Genomic DNA, 13,690 nt, shown 5'->3' with positions numbered 1-13,690 from the left:
CTCAGCTCTCCTTCTGAGTGATTTCTGCGGATTCGGCCTCTTGCGCCGCGTCGGGCTGGGACTTCTCGCCCCTGCCGAAGCCGAGCAGGAGTGCGGCGATGACGAACGAGACTCCGGTCGCCACGAGGATGCCCAGGCTGGAGCCGAGCCAGCCGCCCTTGGGGGTGACCGCGATGTAGGCGAAGATGCTGCCGGGCGACGGCGTGGCGACCAGCCCGGCGCCGGTGATCATGAAGGTGAAGACGCCGGCCGCGCCGCCCGCGATCACGGCCAGGATCAGGCGGGGCTTCATGAGCACGTACGGGAAGTAGATCTCGTGGATGCCGCCGAAGAAGTGGATGATCATCGCGGCGGGGGTGGTGGGCCGCATGGCGCGCGGGCCGAAGAGCAGGAACGCCAGCAGCAGGCCGAGGCCGGGTCCGGGGTTCGACTCCAGCATGAACAGGATCGACTTGCCGCTCTCCGCCGCCTCGGCGACGCCGAGCGGGCTGAGCACGCCGTGGTTGATGGCGTTGTTGAGGAACAGCACCTTGGCCGGCTCGATGAGCACGGAGGCGATCGGCAGCAGGTTGTTGGTGATCAGCCATTCGACGGCGTCGCCCGCCGCGCTGGTGACGGTCTCCATGACCGGGCCGATGGCGTAGTAGCCGACGATGGCCATCGCGCCGCCGACGATGCCGGCCGAGAAGTTGTCGACCAGCATCTCGAAGCCGGCCTTGGTCCGCTGCTCCGTGAACCTGTCCACATATTTCAGGACCAGCGCGGCCAGCGGGCCGATGATCATGGCGCCGAGGAACATCGGCTTGTCCGTGCCCACCACGACGCCCATCACCGCGACCGCGCCGACGACGGCTCCGCGCTGCTCGTGCACCATCCGCCCGCCGGTATAGGCGATGAGGACCGGCAGCAGGATGCGGATGATCGGATCGACCATCTGGGCGAGCGACTCGTTCGGCAGCCAGCCGGTCGGGATGAACAGCGCGGTGATGAGACCCCAGGCGATGAACGCGCCGATGTTCGGCATGATCATGCCGGCCAGATGGCCGCCGATGCGCTGGATCGTGGCCTTGACCCCGGTTCCGGTCACCGGGGGTGTGTAGGTGTCGGCCATGGGAGGTGCTCCTTTGGAGGATGAGCAGGAGGTCAGCCGGGTTGGGGAAGCGCCGCGGGTACGGCGGTGGAGAGCGGACGTTCGGGGTCGGGCCGGCACACGGTGACGGCGTCGATGTCGATGTGGGCGGGGCCCGGCATGCGGCTGCCGGGCTGCTGGACGGCGGCGGCGCCCCAGGCCAGCGCCTGCGCGAGCGCGCCGGGACCGCTGCCGCCCGCGGCGAGGAACCCGGCCAGCATGGCGTCGCCCGCGCCGACCGAGCTGCGCGGCACGGCGGCGGGGGCCTCGCCGTACCAGGTGCCGGACTCTTCGACGAGGACGGCGCCGTCGGCGCCCAGGCTGGCCAGCACGGTACGCGCGCCCGCCGCGCGCAGCTCGCCCGCCGCCGCGACCACGTCGCCCAGGCTCGCGATCGGCATGCCGGTGGCCGCCGACAGCTCCTCCAGGTTGGGCTTGACCAGGTCGGGAGCGGCATCGAGCGCGTACGACAGCGCGGGCCCGCTGGTGTCGATCGCGACGTGGATGCCGGCCCCGGCGAAACGACGGCACAGCGTGGCGTACACGTCGGCCGGCACCTCGGGCGGCAGGCTGCCGGACGCGACCACCCAGTCGGCGCCCTGGCCGCCGGAGTGCGCCGCCTCCAGCACGGCCTCGGCGATCGTGTCGAGCTCGGCGGGCGACAGCGCCGTGCCGGGCTCGTTGATCTTGGTGACGGTGCCGTCGGGCTCGGCCAGCGTGACGTTCGACCTGGTCGCGCCGGACACCGGCACGGTCACCATGTCCAGCCCCTCGGCGGCCAGCAGACGGACGAGCTGCCTGCCCTCGTCGCCGCCGTACGGCACCACCGCCCGGCTCGCCACCGCGTTGGCGAGCAGCGCGCGCGAGACGTTGACCCCCTTGCCGCCGGGGTCGAGGTGGGCGGTGGCGGCGCGGATGACCGTGCCCCGGTCGAGCGAGGAGATCTCGATCGTGCGGTCGAGGCTGGGATTGAGCGTCAGGGTGACGATCACGCCCTGATCACCTCCGGCCCGGCGGCGGCCACGTCGGCCGCCTGGGCCACGTCGAGGCCGGTGTCGGTGATCACCACGTCGATCTCGCTCAGCTCGGCGAACGTCGCGAGGTAGGTGTTGCCGAACTTCGTGTGGTCGGCCAGCAGCACGCTGCGCTGCGCGGCCTTGACCATGGCCCGCTTGATCGCCGCCTCGGCGGGGTCGGGCGTGGTCAGGCCGCGGGTCAGCGAGCAGCCGTTGGTCGCCATGAACGCGACGTCGACGTTGAGGTGGGCGAGCGGGCGCAGCGCCCAGTCGTCCACGGTGGCCAGCGTCTTGCCGCGCAGCCGGCCGCCCAGCATGATCACGTGCAGGTTGGCGCGCGCGGCCAGGGCGGTGGCCAGCGGCGGCGAGTTCACCACGACCGTCAGCTCCCGGTCGGCCGGCAGCACCTTCACCAGGCGGCCCGTGGTCGTGCCGGCGTCGATGATGATCGACCCGTCCTCGGGCAGCTCGGCCAGCGCGGCCTTGGCGATGCGCTCCTTCTCGGCCGTCATGACCTCGTCGCGGGTGGCCAGCGCGGGCTCGAACCCCAGCCGCTCGACGGGGATCGCGCCCCCGTGCACGCGGCGCAGCACGCCCGCACGCTCCAGCGCCGTCAGGTCGCGGCGGATCGTCTCTGTGGTCACGTCGAGCTCGGCGGCCAGCGTCACCACGTCGACGCGGCCCGCGGCACGCGCGCGTCGCAGGATCTCCTGCTGCCGTTCCTCGGCGTACATGATGTTGATTCACCGCCGTTTCGTGTTGGTTTCATCTGTGTTTATACCCGCTTAGTTGGGCGGGTCAAGGGTGTCCTGGGGAGATCTGGTACTTATAGGCGGATGCGAACCAAGGTCCTGGGATCTCTGCTCCTCGCCGGCGCCCTCACCGCCACCATCGCGACACCCGCGCAGGCCGCCGCGCCCCGCGTCCCCGCGGGCACCACCGCGGCGTGGGTGGTGTTCGACCGCCAGGCGGGGAGATTCGTCGCGCTGCGCAACGCGCACCGCAAGTACCGCTCCGCCTCCGTCGTCAAGATCCTCATCGCGATCGACTACCTGGAGGGGCGCAGGACCGTTCCGCCCGCCGACGCCGAGCTGCTCAAGGTCATGCTGCGGTCCAGCGACGACGACGCCGCCTCCGCGCTCTGGGACCGCCTCGGCAAGGGGCAGATCATCGTCCGGCAGGCCCGCAGGCTCGGCCTGTCCGACACCACCCCGCCGCCCGCCTCCAAGCCCGGGTTCTGGGGCTACACCTCGCTCAGCGCGTACGACATCGTGCGCACGTACCGCTATCTGCTCGACAAGGCCGAGCCCCGGGTCAGGGACATCATCCTCGGCCACCTGCGCAAGGCCACGCCGTGCGGCACCGACGGCTTCGACCAGACCTTCGGCATCCCCGGCGGCGTGCCCAAGCCGCACGCGGTCAAGCAGGGCTGGTCGGGCTTCGGCACCAAGCCGCCCGCCCCGTGCACGGGCAACGCCACCCACGCCGCCGGCACCGCCGCCGCTGGCGGGGCCGTGGGAGCGCCCATCTCGCTGGCCGCGCGGCGCGCCACCGGCTCGGGCGTGCCCGACTACGGGCGGCCGGTGCTGCACACGACCGGGCTCGTGGGGCCCGGCGAGCGGTACGTGATGGCGCTGCTCACCGCACACCCGGTCGGCGGCACGTGGAACGCCTCCGTCAGGCGCATCACCACGCTGACCCGCGACCTCTACCGCTCCCTCACCCGCTGACCCGCCGCGAGGCGCTCCCTGCCCGTGGGGTCGCTGATCGGGCGCGCCGCCGCGAGGCGCTCTGTCCTATGAGGTTCGGCGGGGCGGCGCTGAGGCCTTCGACGTGGCGTTGGGATCGGCGACGTGGTGCTGAGGCCGGCGACGTGGCGGTGGGGCCGGCGACGTGGTGCTGAGGTCGGCGGGGCGGCGCTGAGCTGGTGATGCGGCGCGCCGCCGTGAGGAGGGCCGGCTCGGGTGCGGTGGTCAGGGCGCCGCTTCGCCGGCGGCTACGGCCGTCGCCGGGCCGCCGCGGCGGCGCGTTCCTGTTCGAGGCGGACCTTCTTCGGTACGCACATCCGCCACGCCTCCAGCACCAGCTCGCGCATCTCCTCAGGATCGAGCGCGGCCATGCGGGCCTCCACCCAGTGGAAGCGCATGTCCGACTCCCGGGGAAGGAGGAACTTGTCGGGCTCACTGGCCACCAGGGCCGCGCGCTCCTCCTTCGGGAAGCCGAAGCCCATGATCGTCTCGTCGCGCGAGAACGCCACGTAAACGATCTTGCCGACCCGGAACTTGATCCGGTCGCGGATGAGATGTTCGGTCGTGCGCGGCAGCGTGAGCGCGAACCGGCGGACGTCCTCGACGGTGACCACGCCGCCAGGCTACTCCGCCCACGTCCCGCGCCCGCGCCGTCCGCGAGAACAGCCCGCAGGGGCGTTCTGCGGCGTCCGTGGGAACGGCCGCAGAGGCGCCCCGCCTGCCGGGGGGCGCGGGCGCCATGGTGTCGCGCCGGGTGACCGCGCCCGCCGGTCCTGCGCGCCAGGAGCCGCCTGGAGCAGCGCCTACAGGCTCGCGGCGGCCAGCCTGATCTCCTCCAGCAGCACCTCGAGGTCCGCCTCCGTGGTCTCCGGGTGCAGGAAGCAGGCGCGCAGCGCGTCCCGCCCGCCCAGCCGGGTGCCGGTGATGAACGCGTTGCCGCGCACCTGCACCGCGTACGGCAGCGCCCGGTTGAGCGCGTCGAGATCGCGGTCGCGCGGCGTGTGGCGGAAGGCGGTGATCGAGGTGGTCACGGGGGCGAGCAGCTCGAAGTCGGGCGCCCGCTCGACCATCGCGGCCAGCGTGCGCGCCAGCCCGCAGGTGTGCTCGACCAGCCGCTGGATACCGGCCCGGCCCAGGTGCGACATGGTCGCCCAGGTCTTCAGCGCGCGGAACGGGCGGGTCTGCTCCGGCCCGTACTCGGCGAACCATCCGAGCTCGCCCGCGTTCTCGTCCACCAGGTACGACGGCACCAGGCTGAAGGCCGCCCGCGCCGCCCCGGGATCGCGCAGCAGCGCGCACCCGCAGCCCACCGGCACGCCCAGCCACTTGTGCGGGTCGAGCGCCAGCGAGTCGGCCCGGTCGAGACCCCGGTAGTGCGGTGCGGCCTCGCCGGCCAGCACGCCGAGCGCCCCGTAGGCGCCGTCCACGTGGAACCAGATCCCGTACGCGGCGGCCACGTCGGCGATCTCGCCGAGCGGGTCCACCGCGCCGGAGTTCACGGTGCCGGCGCTGGCCGCCACGCAGAACGGCCGCAGCCCGGCGTCGAGGTCCTCGGCGATCATGCGCCGCAGCGCGGCGGGGTCCATCCGGTACGCGCCGTCCACCGGTACCCTGCGCACGTTCCGCGCGCCGATGCCGAGCAGCTCGGCCGCCTTGTGCAGGCAGCTGTGCCCCTCGTCGGTGACGTACAGGACCATCGGCGCCCGCCCGGACAGGCCGTCGCGGCGGGCGTCCCAGCCGTCGGCCAGCGCCGCCCGCTGCCGGGCCGCGGACAGGCAGATCACCGTCGCCATGGACGCGCCGCTGGTCAGCAGCCCGCCGCCGGGCGGGTGCGGGAAGCCGACCAGCTCGGCGAGCCAGCGCACGACGGTGCGCTCCAGGTGCGGGCCCGCGTGGTCGCCGCCCGCGCAGCTCGGGTCGAGCGCCGCGGCCAGCGGCTCGACCAGCACGCCCGCGGGGTTCGGCGGCGAGTTCACCCAGCCGAAGAAGCGCGGGTGCCCGTTGCCCATCGGGTACGGAAGGATGTGCTCGCGCGCGTCGTCCAGCAGCGCGCCCAGCGGCCTGCCGGTCTCCGGCAGCTCCTGCCCGGAGATCCAGGCCAGCTCGTCGTCGGGCACCGGCCGCCACACGGGGCGCCCGGCGATCCCCTGCAGGTGGCCCGCGGCCAGCTCCGCGGCCCGCACCCCGGCCGTCCGCAGCTCATCGGCCTGGACCTTCGCCGTCCGCGGCTCATCCATCGCGCGGCTCCCTCCCCGTCTCGTGCCGCCCGGCTCCGTGGTGTCCCGCCGCACCGGCGGGGCCAGGCGTCAGCGCCATGGCGAGGTAGAAGACGCAGCCGGTGTCAGGATCGCCGGCGAAGGCGTGGCGGCAGTCGCCCGGGTAGTACGCGGAGTCGCCCGCGCCCAGCTCGTACGGCCGCCCGTCGATCGTCAGCAGCAGCCCGCCGCGCTCGACCGCGAGGTACTCGCGCGACCCCGGCGCGTGCGGCGCGAACTCGCCCGCGTCCACGCCGGGCCCGATAGTCGTGCGCATGAACTCGAACTCCACGTCGCCGAGCACCGGGGACAGCACCCGCCGCTCCCAGCCCGACGGGTCGCGCAGCACCCGCTGCTCGGCATGCCGCAGCACCCGCACGCCGCCGTGCGCGGGCTCGTCGAGCAGCCGCGAGATGGACGTGCCGAGCGCCGTGGCCAGCCGGTCGAGCACCAGCACGGTCGGCGTCTTCGCGCCCCGCTCGACGTCGGAGACCATGCTCCTGCTGATGCCGCTCAGCTCGGCGAGCCGCTCGATGGACAGCCCGCGCGCCCGCCGCTCGTCGCGGATGCGCCCGCCCAGCTCGGCCATGGACAGGCCGCTGGACAGCACCCCTTCGCCAGTCATTCCTCCACTATAGCGATGCTTTGTCCGCTTTAGTGGATTCCTGATACGCCTTCAGCACCTGCTTGCGCCGCTTGGCCGGCAGCCGGTCGATGTAGAGGTAGCCGTCGAGGTGGTCGGTCTCGTGCTGCAGGCAGCGCGCCAGCAGGCCGGTGCCCTCGACCGTGACGGGCGCGCCGGTCACGTCGAAGCCGCGCACGGTGGCGTGGTCGGGGCGGGGGAGCGGCGCGTACTGGCCGGGCACCGACAGGCAGCCCTCGTCGCCCGCGTCGAGGTGCCGCTCGCCCAGGCTCGGCAGCTCCAGCTCCGGGTTGACGACCACGCCCTTGTGCTGCTTGCCCTCGGCGTCGGGGCAGTCGTAGACGAAGACGCGCAGCGACACGCCGATCTGGTTGGCGGCCAGGCCCACGCCCTCGGCCGCGTACATGCTGGCGAACATGTCCTCCACCAGTGCCGCGAGCTCGTCGTCGAAGCGGGTGACCGGCTCGCAGGGATTGTGCAGGACGGGGTCGCCCACGAGGGTGATCGGCCGGACCTCTGCCACGGACTCCGCCTTTCATGAAGTTCTCGTACGTCGTCGGGAAAAGTCTACGTACGCGGCTCCATGTCTTGTCATATGAGACGGCATCTCTTGAATGATGAGACGACGGCTAGGGTTGGTGGCGTTCGCAGAATGGAAGGAGTTCACCGATGAACGCCGTCTACACCCACGGCCACCACGAGTCCGTGCTGCGCTCCCACCGCTGGCGCACCGCCGAGAACTCCGCCGCCTACCTGCTGCCTCACCTGCTCCCGCACATGAGGCTGCTCGACGTGGGCAGCGGGCCCGGCACGATCACCGCCGACCTGGCGGGCCGCGTGGGTCACGTGACGGCCTCGGAGGTGAGCGAGGACGCCCTCGCCCTGGCCAGGGCCGAGATCGCGGCCAGGGGGCTGACGAACGTCGACTTCGCCGTGGCCGACGTGCACGACCTGCCGTTCCCCGACCGCTCCTTCTGCGTCGTGCACGCCCACCAGGTGCTCCAGCACGTGGGCGACCCCGTACGCGCGCTGCGCGAGATGGGCAGGGTCACCAAGCCCGGCGGCATCGTCGCCGCCCGCGACAGCGACTACGCCGCCTTCGCCTGGTGGCCGCGGGTGCCCGCGCTGGACGAATGGCTGGCCCTGTACGAGAAGGTCGCCCGCGGCAACGGCGGCGAGCCGGACGCCGGGCGGCGGATGCTGTCGTGGGCCCGCGCCGCCGGCTTCGACGACGTCACCGCCACCTCGTCCACCTGGTGCTTCGCCACCCCCGCCGAGCGTGAGTGGTGGGGCGGGATGTGGGCCGAGCGCGTCCTCGCCTCCGCGATGGCCCAGCAGGCCCTCGCCACCGGTGCCGCGACCGAGGCCGACCTGAGGCGCATCTCGGCGGGCTGGCGCGAGTGGGCGGCGGCCGACGACGGCTGGTTCTCCGTCCTCCACGGCGAGATCATCTGCCGCGTCCCGGCCTGACCCGCCGCACGGACTGCGACGGGGACCCGTCGGCGCGGCGGCGGCCGGTCGGGAGGCGCGTGGGGGACCTGTCGGGTGGCGCGGCGGCGGCCGGTCAGGTGGCGCGTGGGGGACCTGTCGGGTGGCGCGGCGGCGGCCGGTCAGGTGGCGCGTGGGGGACCTGTGGGGTGGCGCGGTGGTGGCCGGTCGGGAGGTGTGGTGGGGATCTGCCGGGTGGCGCGGTGGGGGCCGTCGTGTGGGCGTGGCGCGGTGGTGGCCGGTCGCGATGCTCGCCGGTCTTGGTCGTGCGGGCCGAAGAGGCGGCATGCGCGGGGCCCCGTGCGGCTGCGCCCTGCCGAAGGGATCAGCGTCGGCTGCCTCGGGCCCGGCAAGTCGGTCACCTGCTCCCGGCCGTACCCGATCCTCGGCATAGACGTGCTCTCCGGCTTGTGCGCCACCTGACGTGACCCGGCCCCGGGCGAGCCGCCCGGGGCCGCCATGGGGACGTCTAGAGGCCGACGGTGCGCACCCGCTGCCACTGCGGGTCGCGGTAGAGCACCATGTCGGTGCCGACCATCTCGTCGGGCGCCGACACCATCGCGATCTCGCCCGCCGCCTGCAGCTGCAGCAGCAGGTCGCGGACGCGCGGGCCGACCGGCAGCCGGCCCACGGGCAGGCCGAGGCCGTTCCTGACCGTGTCGGCCACCTCGGACAGGTGGAACGGGCCGTCGAACCCCGCGACGACGCCGCGCACGATGGTCATCGTGATCAGGTGCTCGGCCTCGGCGTGCGCGAGCTGCCAGGTCACCTGCTCTTTACGGCGGCCGGTCCCGGCGCAGGAGGTGCAGGGGCGCACCAGGTCGGGCGCCACCTCCTCCTCCGCCGTGCCGAGGCAGGCCGAGCACAGCCCGCTCTCGGCGGCGTGCACCTCGGCCGTCATCCGGCCGACCATCAGCGCGCCGCACACGCAGGCGAACGTGTCACCCAGGAGGCCGGTCTGTGGGGAGATCGCGTGCTTGGTCACCGAGCCGACTCTACCGGTGATCGCCGCCCCGCCGTCCCACCCGTCCCGCATGTCACTCGGCTCGCGCGCCGCGGGACGGCGGCACAACGTGAGGACCGGGTGCCGCAGCGGGGGGACGGGAGATACGGCGGCGGGCGGCGGACACGCGGGGTCGCACGGCTGCGGGCGGCGGTCATGCGGTGGTCGCACGGCTGTCTGCGGCGGTCGCCTGGCGGTCGCGTGGCGGGCGGTGGTCAGAGGCGGACGGTGGCGAGGCCGCGCAGGCGGCGCAGCGCCTTGCGGGCCGCGGACACGACCTTCTCGTCCGGATGGTGGTCGATCAGCACCTGCAGCACGCGTCCCGTCCACGGGTGGTCGCAGAAGGCGAGGATCGCGATCGTGCCGGCCTGCTCCTCGGCGTCCATCCCCATCGAGATCGACTCGATGACCTCGCGGATCTCCCCGCCGAACTCCAGCAGCGCCGCCGCCATGTCCACCAGCACCCAGGACATCTCCTCGGGCGCGGGACGCCGGTTGTCGCGCCCGGTCCTCGCCGCGATCACCGCGCCGAGCCTCGGCTGGTCGAGCAGCCGGGTCAGCGCCAGCCTCCCCTCGTCACCGAGCGAGGTGGACAGCACCTCCACGCCGACCGCGCGGGCCAGCGGGCTCACCGTGCCGAGCGCGGAGGCGATCTCGGCCGCCGCGTCCGCCCGCTCGCGGCCCTTGAGCCAGCCGGCCAGCTCCTCGTCGCGCTCGCTCTCCGGGTACGAGCGCAGCCCGTGCAGCAGCGCCGGCGCGTCCGCCTCGGCCAGCGAGCCCATGACGGGGATCTCCTGCCCGGTGGTCTCGGCGATGATCTGCCGCGCGACCCACAGGCCGAGCCAGCTCAGCGTGTACGGCTCCTCCCGCCGCACCAGGCCGAGCCCGGTCAGCGTGGCGGAGGGCGTGCTCCTGGCCGGCTCCCTGGACAGGAACAACCTGATCAGCTCGAGCAGCAGGCTCTCGTCGCCGGCCAGCCGCTCGCGGCAGTGTTCGGCCCAGAAGGCCAGCACGTCGGAGTCCTCGGCGTCCGGCTTCAGCTCGTCGGCCTGCCCGCTCACCTCCTCGAACGTGGGCGCCGAGCGTACGGCGGAGGCGAGCGTGGCCGCGGCGGGCAACCGGATCGGGGGCTGCAGGGGCAGTGTGTCGTCGTCGTAGGAGCTCACCCGCCCATCCTGGCGCGAGATCTGGGCTAAAGTGCCCTCGGACACCGAAAAGCCGGAAGAAAGGAGGCGCTGAGATGTTCCGCACGTTCACGGGCGCCCACCGCGCCCGCTTCTGCTTCTCGGAGGATTCATGCGTTTCCGTTCCGCCCGGCGAGACGATCTCGACCGCCTGCTCGGCTGCGCCGTCGACGAACCGATCAGCTGGGCCCATCCCGACCGGCTGCTGACGTTCCTCGACACCGGCAGCTACCGCTACGACCGCATCTGGCTCGCCGAGGACGAGCACACCGGCGAGATCATGGCCCGCGCCGTCTGGTGGAGCTTCCCCGGCGACGACCGCCCGCTCACGCTCGACTGCCTGTACGTTCACCCGTCCGTCCCCGGCCGCCGCGCCCTGGCCGCCGAGCTGCTGCGCCGCGCCCACGAGGCCTACGGGACCGCGCCCGAGTACCACGTGTTCGTCACCCCGGGCTGGCGCGACGACCCGGGCACGCGCGCCGCGATCGCCTGGCGATGGGAGGCGGCCGGCGAGGCCGGGCTGACCGAGGAGCTGGAGCGCCTGCGTTACGCCTGGACCGGCGGCGAGGCCCCGGTGCCCGAGCCGTCGCGGCGGCTGGTGTTCCGCGCCGACGACGACGACGAGGCGTTCGTGGCGGCGTTCCGGCGGGTGGCGGAGGGCACGCTCGACTTCCACACCCGCCAGGCGCTGGCCGTCATGGACCCGGAGGAGCAGGCGCGCGCGGACGTGCGCGACTACAAGTCCATGCGCGGCGACCGGTCATGGTGGCGGCTGGCCTACGACCACGGCGGCGACCTCGTCGGGGTGGCGCTGCCGTCGGCCAACGACGCCGGCCCCGTGGTCGGCTACCTCGGGGTCGTGCCGGAGCGGCGCGGCCAGGGGTACGTCGACGACCTGCTCGGCGAGATCACCCGCTTCCACGCCGGGCGCGGCGTGCGGCGCATCGCGGCCGACACCGACGTGGGCAACGCGCCGATGCGGCGGGCGTTCGAGCGGGCGGGTTACCGCGTCTTCGCCGTCCGCCTGGTCCTGTCGCCCGCCACGGGAACCTCCGTCTGACACGGCAGGCCCCCGTCGTGGCACGGCTTGCCGTGTCCTGACACGGCAGGCCCTGTCCTGGGACGGCAGGCGTCCGTCTGAGGCGGGCAAGCCCCGTCCGGCGCGGAAGGTGCCGGTTGAGCGTCGCGGTACGGCCGCTCGGCGACGCGAGCCGACCGTACGGCGACGCTCATCGACCGTACGGCGATCCCCGCCCGGGCTCCCGCGCGTCACGTCTTGCGCCATCGGCGCACGCTTGTTCTGATCGACAAGTGAGTGCTTACGAGGCGGTCTACCGGCGCAGCATCGAGGAGCCCGAGGCGTTCTGGGGCGAGGCGGCCCGCGGCATCGAGTGGGACACGGCGGCGAGCACCGTGTACGAAGGCGGCCGCTGGTTCCCCGGCGGGCGGCTGAACACCTGTCACAACGCGCTCGACCGGCACGTCGCGGCCGGACGGGGCGAGCAGGCGGCGCTGATCTACGACAGCCCGGTCACCGGAGTCACCCGCACCTACACGTACGCCGGCCTGCTGGAGGAGACGGCGCGGACCGCGGGCATGCTGCGCGGGCTCGGCGTCACCGCCGGCGACACCGTGGTCATCTACATGCCCATGGTGCCCGAGGCCGTGGTGGCGATGCTGGCCTGCGCCAGGCTGGGGGCGGTGCACTCGGTGGTGTTCGGCGGGTTCGCGGCCAGGGAGCTGGCGGTGCGCATCGACCACGCGCGGCCCAAGGTCGTGCTGTCGGCGTCGTGCGGGATCGAGCCGAGCCGGGTGGTGGCGTACAAGCCGCTGCTCGACGACGCGCTCGCGCAGGCGCGCCACCGGCCGGACCGCTGCGTGATCCTGCAGCGGCCGCAGTGCCGCGCCGAGCTCACCGAGGGCCGCGACCTCGACTGGGCGCAGGCCGTCGCGGCGGCGGAGCCGGCCGGGTGCGTGAGCGTGGCCGCGACCGACCCGCTCTACATCCTCTACACCTCCGGCACGACGGGCGCGCCGAAGGGCGTGGTGCGCGACAACGGCGGCCACGCGGTCGCGCTGCACTGGAGCATGTCGAACGTGTACGGCGCCGCGCCGGGCGAGGTCTTCTGGGCCGCCTCCGACGTGGGCTGGGTGGTCGGCCACTCCTACATCGTCTACGGGCCGCTGCTGGCGGGCTGCACCACGGTGCTGTACGAGGGCAAGCCCGTCGGCACTCCCGACCCGGGCGCGTTCTGGCGGGTGGTGGCCACGCACGGCGTGCGCACGCTGTTCACCGCGCCGACCGCGATCCGCGCCATCAAGAAAGAGGACCCCTCCGGCGAATACGCGAAAAAGCATGATCTGTCGGGGCTGCGGTACCTCTTCCTCGCCGGCGAGCGCCTCGACCCCGACACCTACCACTGGGCCTCCGGCCTGCTCGGCATCCCCGTCATCGACCACTGGTGGCAGACCGAGACCGGCTGGCCCATCGCCGCCAACTGCGTCGGCATCGAGCCGCTGCCCGTCAAACCGGGCTCGCCCACCAAGCCCGTGCCCGGCTGGGACGTGCACATCCTCGACGGCGAGGGCCGCGACTGCCCGCCCGGCGCCGAGGGCGCGGTCACCGTCAGGCTGCCGCTGCCGCCCGGCGCGCTGCCCACCCTCTACCGCGACCCCGAGCGCTTCACCCGCTCCTACCTCGACCGCTATCCCGGCCACTACCTGACCGGCGACGGCGGCCACTTCGACGCCGACGGCTACCTCTACGTCATGGGCCGCATCGACGACGTGATCAACGTCGCCGGGCACCGCCTGTCCACCGGCGCGATGGAGGAGGTCATCGCCGCCCACCCCGACGTCGCCGAGTGCGCCGTGATCGGTGTCGCCGACGAGCTGAAGGGCCAGCTGCCGGTGGGGTTCGTGGTGCTCAAGGCGGGCACCTCCCGCGACCCGCAGGAGGTGGAGCGCGAGCTGACCGCCCTCGTACGCGAGCGCATCGGCCCGGTCGCCGCCTTCCGCCGCGCCGTCGTGGTGTCCCGGCTGCCGAAGACCCGGTCGGGCAAGATCCTGCGCGCCACGATGCGCGACATCGCCGACGGCCGGCCGTACACGACTCCGTCCACCATCGAAGATCCCGCGGCGCTGCCGGAGATCGAGAGCGCGCTGGAGGGTACGTGACGATCAGGGCACATCCCGACCGTCCTGGCGAACGGCCTGCGGCGGCC

Annotated in this window: 13 protein-coding genes; 4 read left to right on the top strand and 9 right to left on the bottom strand. The window is 73.4% G+C overall.

Features of this window, described 5'->3' with window-relative positions; genetic code table 11:
* Position 1: 1 nt before the first annotated feature.
* Genes mtlA through ACGFIM_RS06185 form a run of 3 tightly spaced genes read right to left on the bottom strand, consistent with a single transcriptional unit; the run spans position 2 to position 2,879 of the window.
* On the bottom strand, positions 2–1,111 hold the full coding sequence (gene mtlA, locus ACGFIM_RS06195; RefSeq protein WP_393195435.1) for a mannitol-specific PTS transporter subunit IIC: 1,110 nt from the start codon (positions 1,109–1,111) through the stop codon (positions 2–4).
* A 32-nt stretch (positions 1,112–1,143) separates the two neighbouring features.
* On the bottom strand, positions 1,144–2,121 hold the full coding sequence (gene pfkB / locus ACGFIM_RS06190) for a 1-phosphofructokinase (RefSeq protein WP_393195432.1): 978 nt from the start codon (positions 2,119–2,121) through the stop codon (positions 1,144–1,146).
* Entirely contained in the window at positions 2,118–2,879 is a 762-nt protein-coding gene (locus tag ACGFIM_RS06185) for a DeoR/GlpR family DNA-binding transcription regulator (protein WP_364053166.1), read from the bottom strand. Before ACGFIM_RS06185 ends, pfkB begins: the two co-directional genes overlap by 4 nt.
* 102 nt (positions 2,880–2,981) lie before the next feature.
* Here ACGFIM_RS06185 and ACGFIM_RS06180 point away from each other — a divergent pair, with 102 nt between their 5' ends.
* Entirely contained in the window at positions 2,982–3,875 is an 894-nt protein-coding gene (locus tag ACGFIM_RS06180; RefSeq protein WP_393195429.1) for a hypothetical protein, read from the top strand.
* Positions 3,876–4,141: 266 nt separating this feature from the next.
* On the opposite strand, the gene ACGFIM_RS06175 is transcribed toward ACGFIM_RS06180, so the two are convergent.
* From ACGFIM_RS06175 to def, 4 genes are all read right to left on the bottom strand, one after another.
* Positions 4,142–4,507 (bottom strand): MmcQ/YjbR family DNA-binding protein, encoded by a 366-nt coding sequence (locus tag ACGFIM_RS06175; RefSeq protein WP_393195426.1) that lies wholly within the window; start codon positions 4,505–4,507, stop codon positions 4,142–4,144.
* Positions 4,508–4,696: 189 nt separating this feature from the next.
* On the bottom strand, positions 4,697–6,130 hold the full coding sequence (locus ACGFIM_RS06170) for a pyridoxal phosphate-dependent decarboxylase family protein (RefSeq protein WP_393195423.1): 1,434 nt from the start codon (positions 6,128–6,130) through the stop codon (positions 4,697–4,699).
* On the bottom strand, positions 6,123–6,773 hold the full coding sequence (locus ACGFIM_RS06165) for a helix-turn-helix domain-containing protein (RefSeq protein ID WP_393195420.1): 651 nt from the start codon (positions 6,771–6,773) through the stop codon (positions 6,123–6,125). Before ACGFIM_RS06165 ends, ACGFIM_RS06170 begins: the two co-directional genes overlap by 8 nt.
* Before the next feature lie 7 nt (positions 6,774–6,780).
* Positions 6,781–7,314 carry a peptide deformylase gene (def, locus tag ACGFIM_RS06160; RefSeq protein WP_393195417.1) on the bottom strand — a complete coding sequence of 178 codons (534 nt, stop codon included), beginning with the start codon at positions 7,312–7,314 and terminating at the stop codon, positions 6,781–6,783.
* A 146-nt stretch (positions 7,315–7,460) separates the two neighbouring features.
* Between def and ACGFIM_RS06155 the strand changes: the two genes are divergently transcribed.
* Positions 7,461–8,261: a class I SAM-dependent methyltransferase gene (locus tag ACGFIM_RS06155; RefSeq protein WP_393195414.1), complete on the top strand. Its 801-nt coding sequence runs from the start codon at positions 7,461–7,463 to the stop codon at positions 8,259–8,261.
* Between the two features lie 487 nt (positions 8,262–8,748).
* On the opposite strand, the gene ACGFIM_RS06150 is transcribed toward ACGFIM_RS06155, so the two are convergent.
* Complete coding sequence (locus ACGFIM_RS06150) at positions 8,749–9,264, bottom strand: hypothetical protein (protein ID WP_393195411.1); 516 nt, start codon at positions 9,262–9,264, stop codon at positions 8,749–8,751.
* 233 nt (positions 9,265–9,497) lie between these two features.
* Complete coding sequence (locus ACGFIM_RS06145; RefSeq protein ID WP_393195408.1) at positions 9,498–10,448, bottom strand: hypothetical protein; 951 nt, start codon at positions 10,446–10,448, stop codon at positions 9,498–9,500.
* 130 nt (positions 10,449–10,578) lie between these two features.
* Between ACGFIM_RS06145 and ACGFIM_RS06140 the strand changes: the two genes are divergently transcribed.
* Positions 10,579–11,526 (top strand): GNAT family N-acetyltransferase, encoded by a 948-nt coding sequence (locus tag ACGFIM_RS06140; RefSeq protein ID WP_393195405.1) that lies wholly within the window; start codon positions 10,579–10,581, stop codon positions 11,524–11,526.
* Between the two features lie 251 nt (positions 11,527–11,777).
* Positions 11,778–13,643, top strand: coding sequence for a propionyl-CoA synthetase (locus ACGFIM_RS06135; protein ID WP_393195402.1), 1,866 nt, complete (start codon positions 11,778–11,780; stop codon positions 13,641–13,643).
* Positions 13,644–13,690 lie beyond the last annotated feature (47 nt).

The organism is Nonomuraea sp. NPDC049309, from assembly GCF_043196965.1.
Lineage (GTDB): Bacteria > Actinomycetota > Actinomycetes > Streptosporangiales > Streptosporangiaceae > Nonomuraea > Nonomuraea fastidiosa.
Note: the sequence above shows the minus strand (reverse complement) of the source record. Positions and strands in the feature narration are given on the sequence as shown.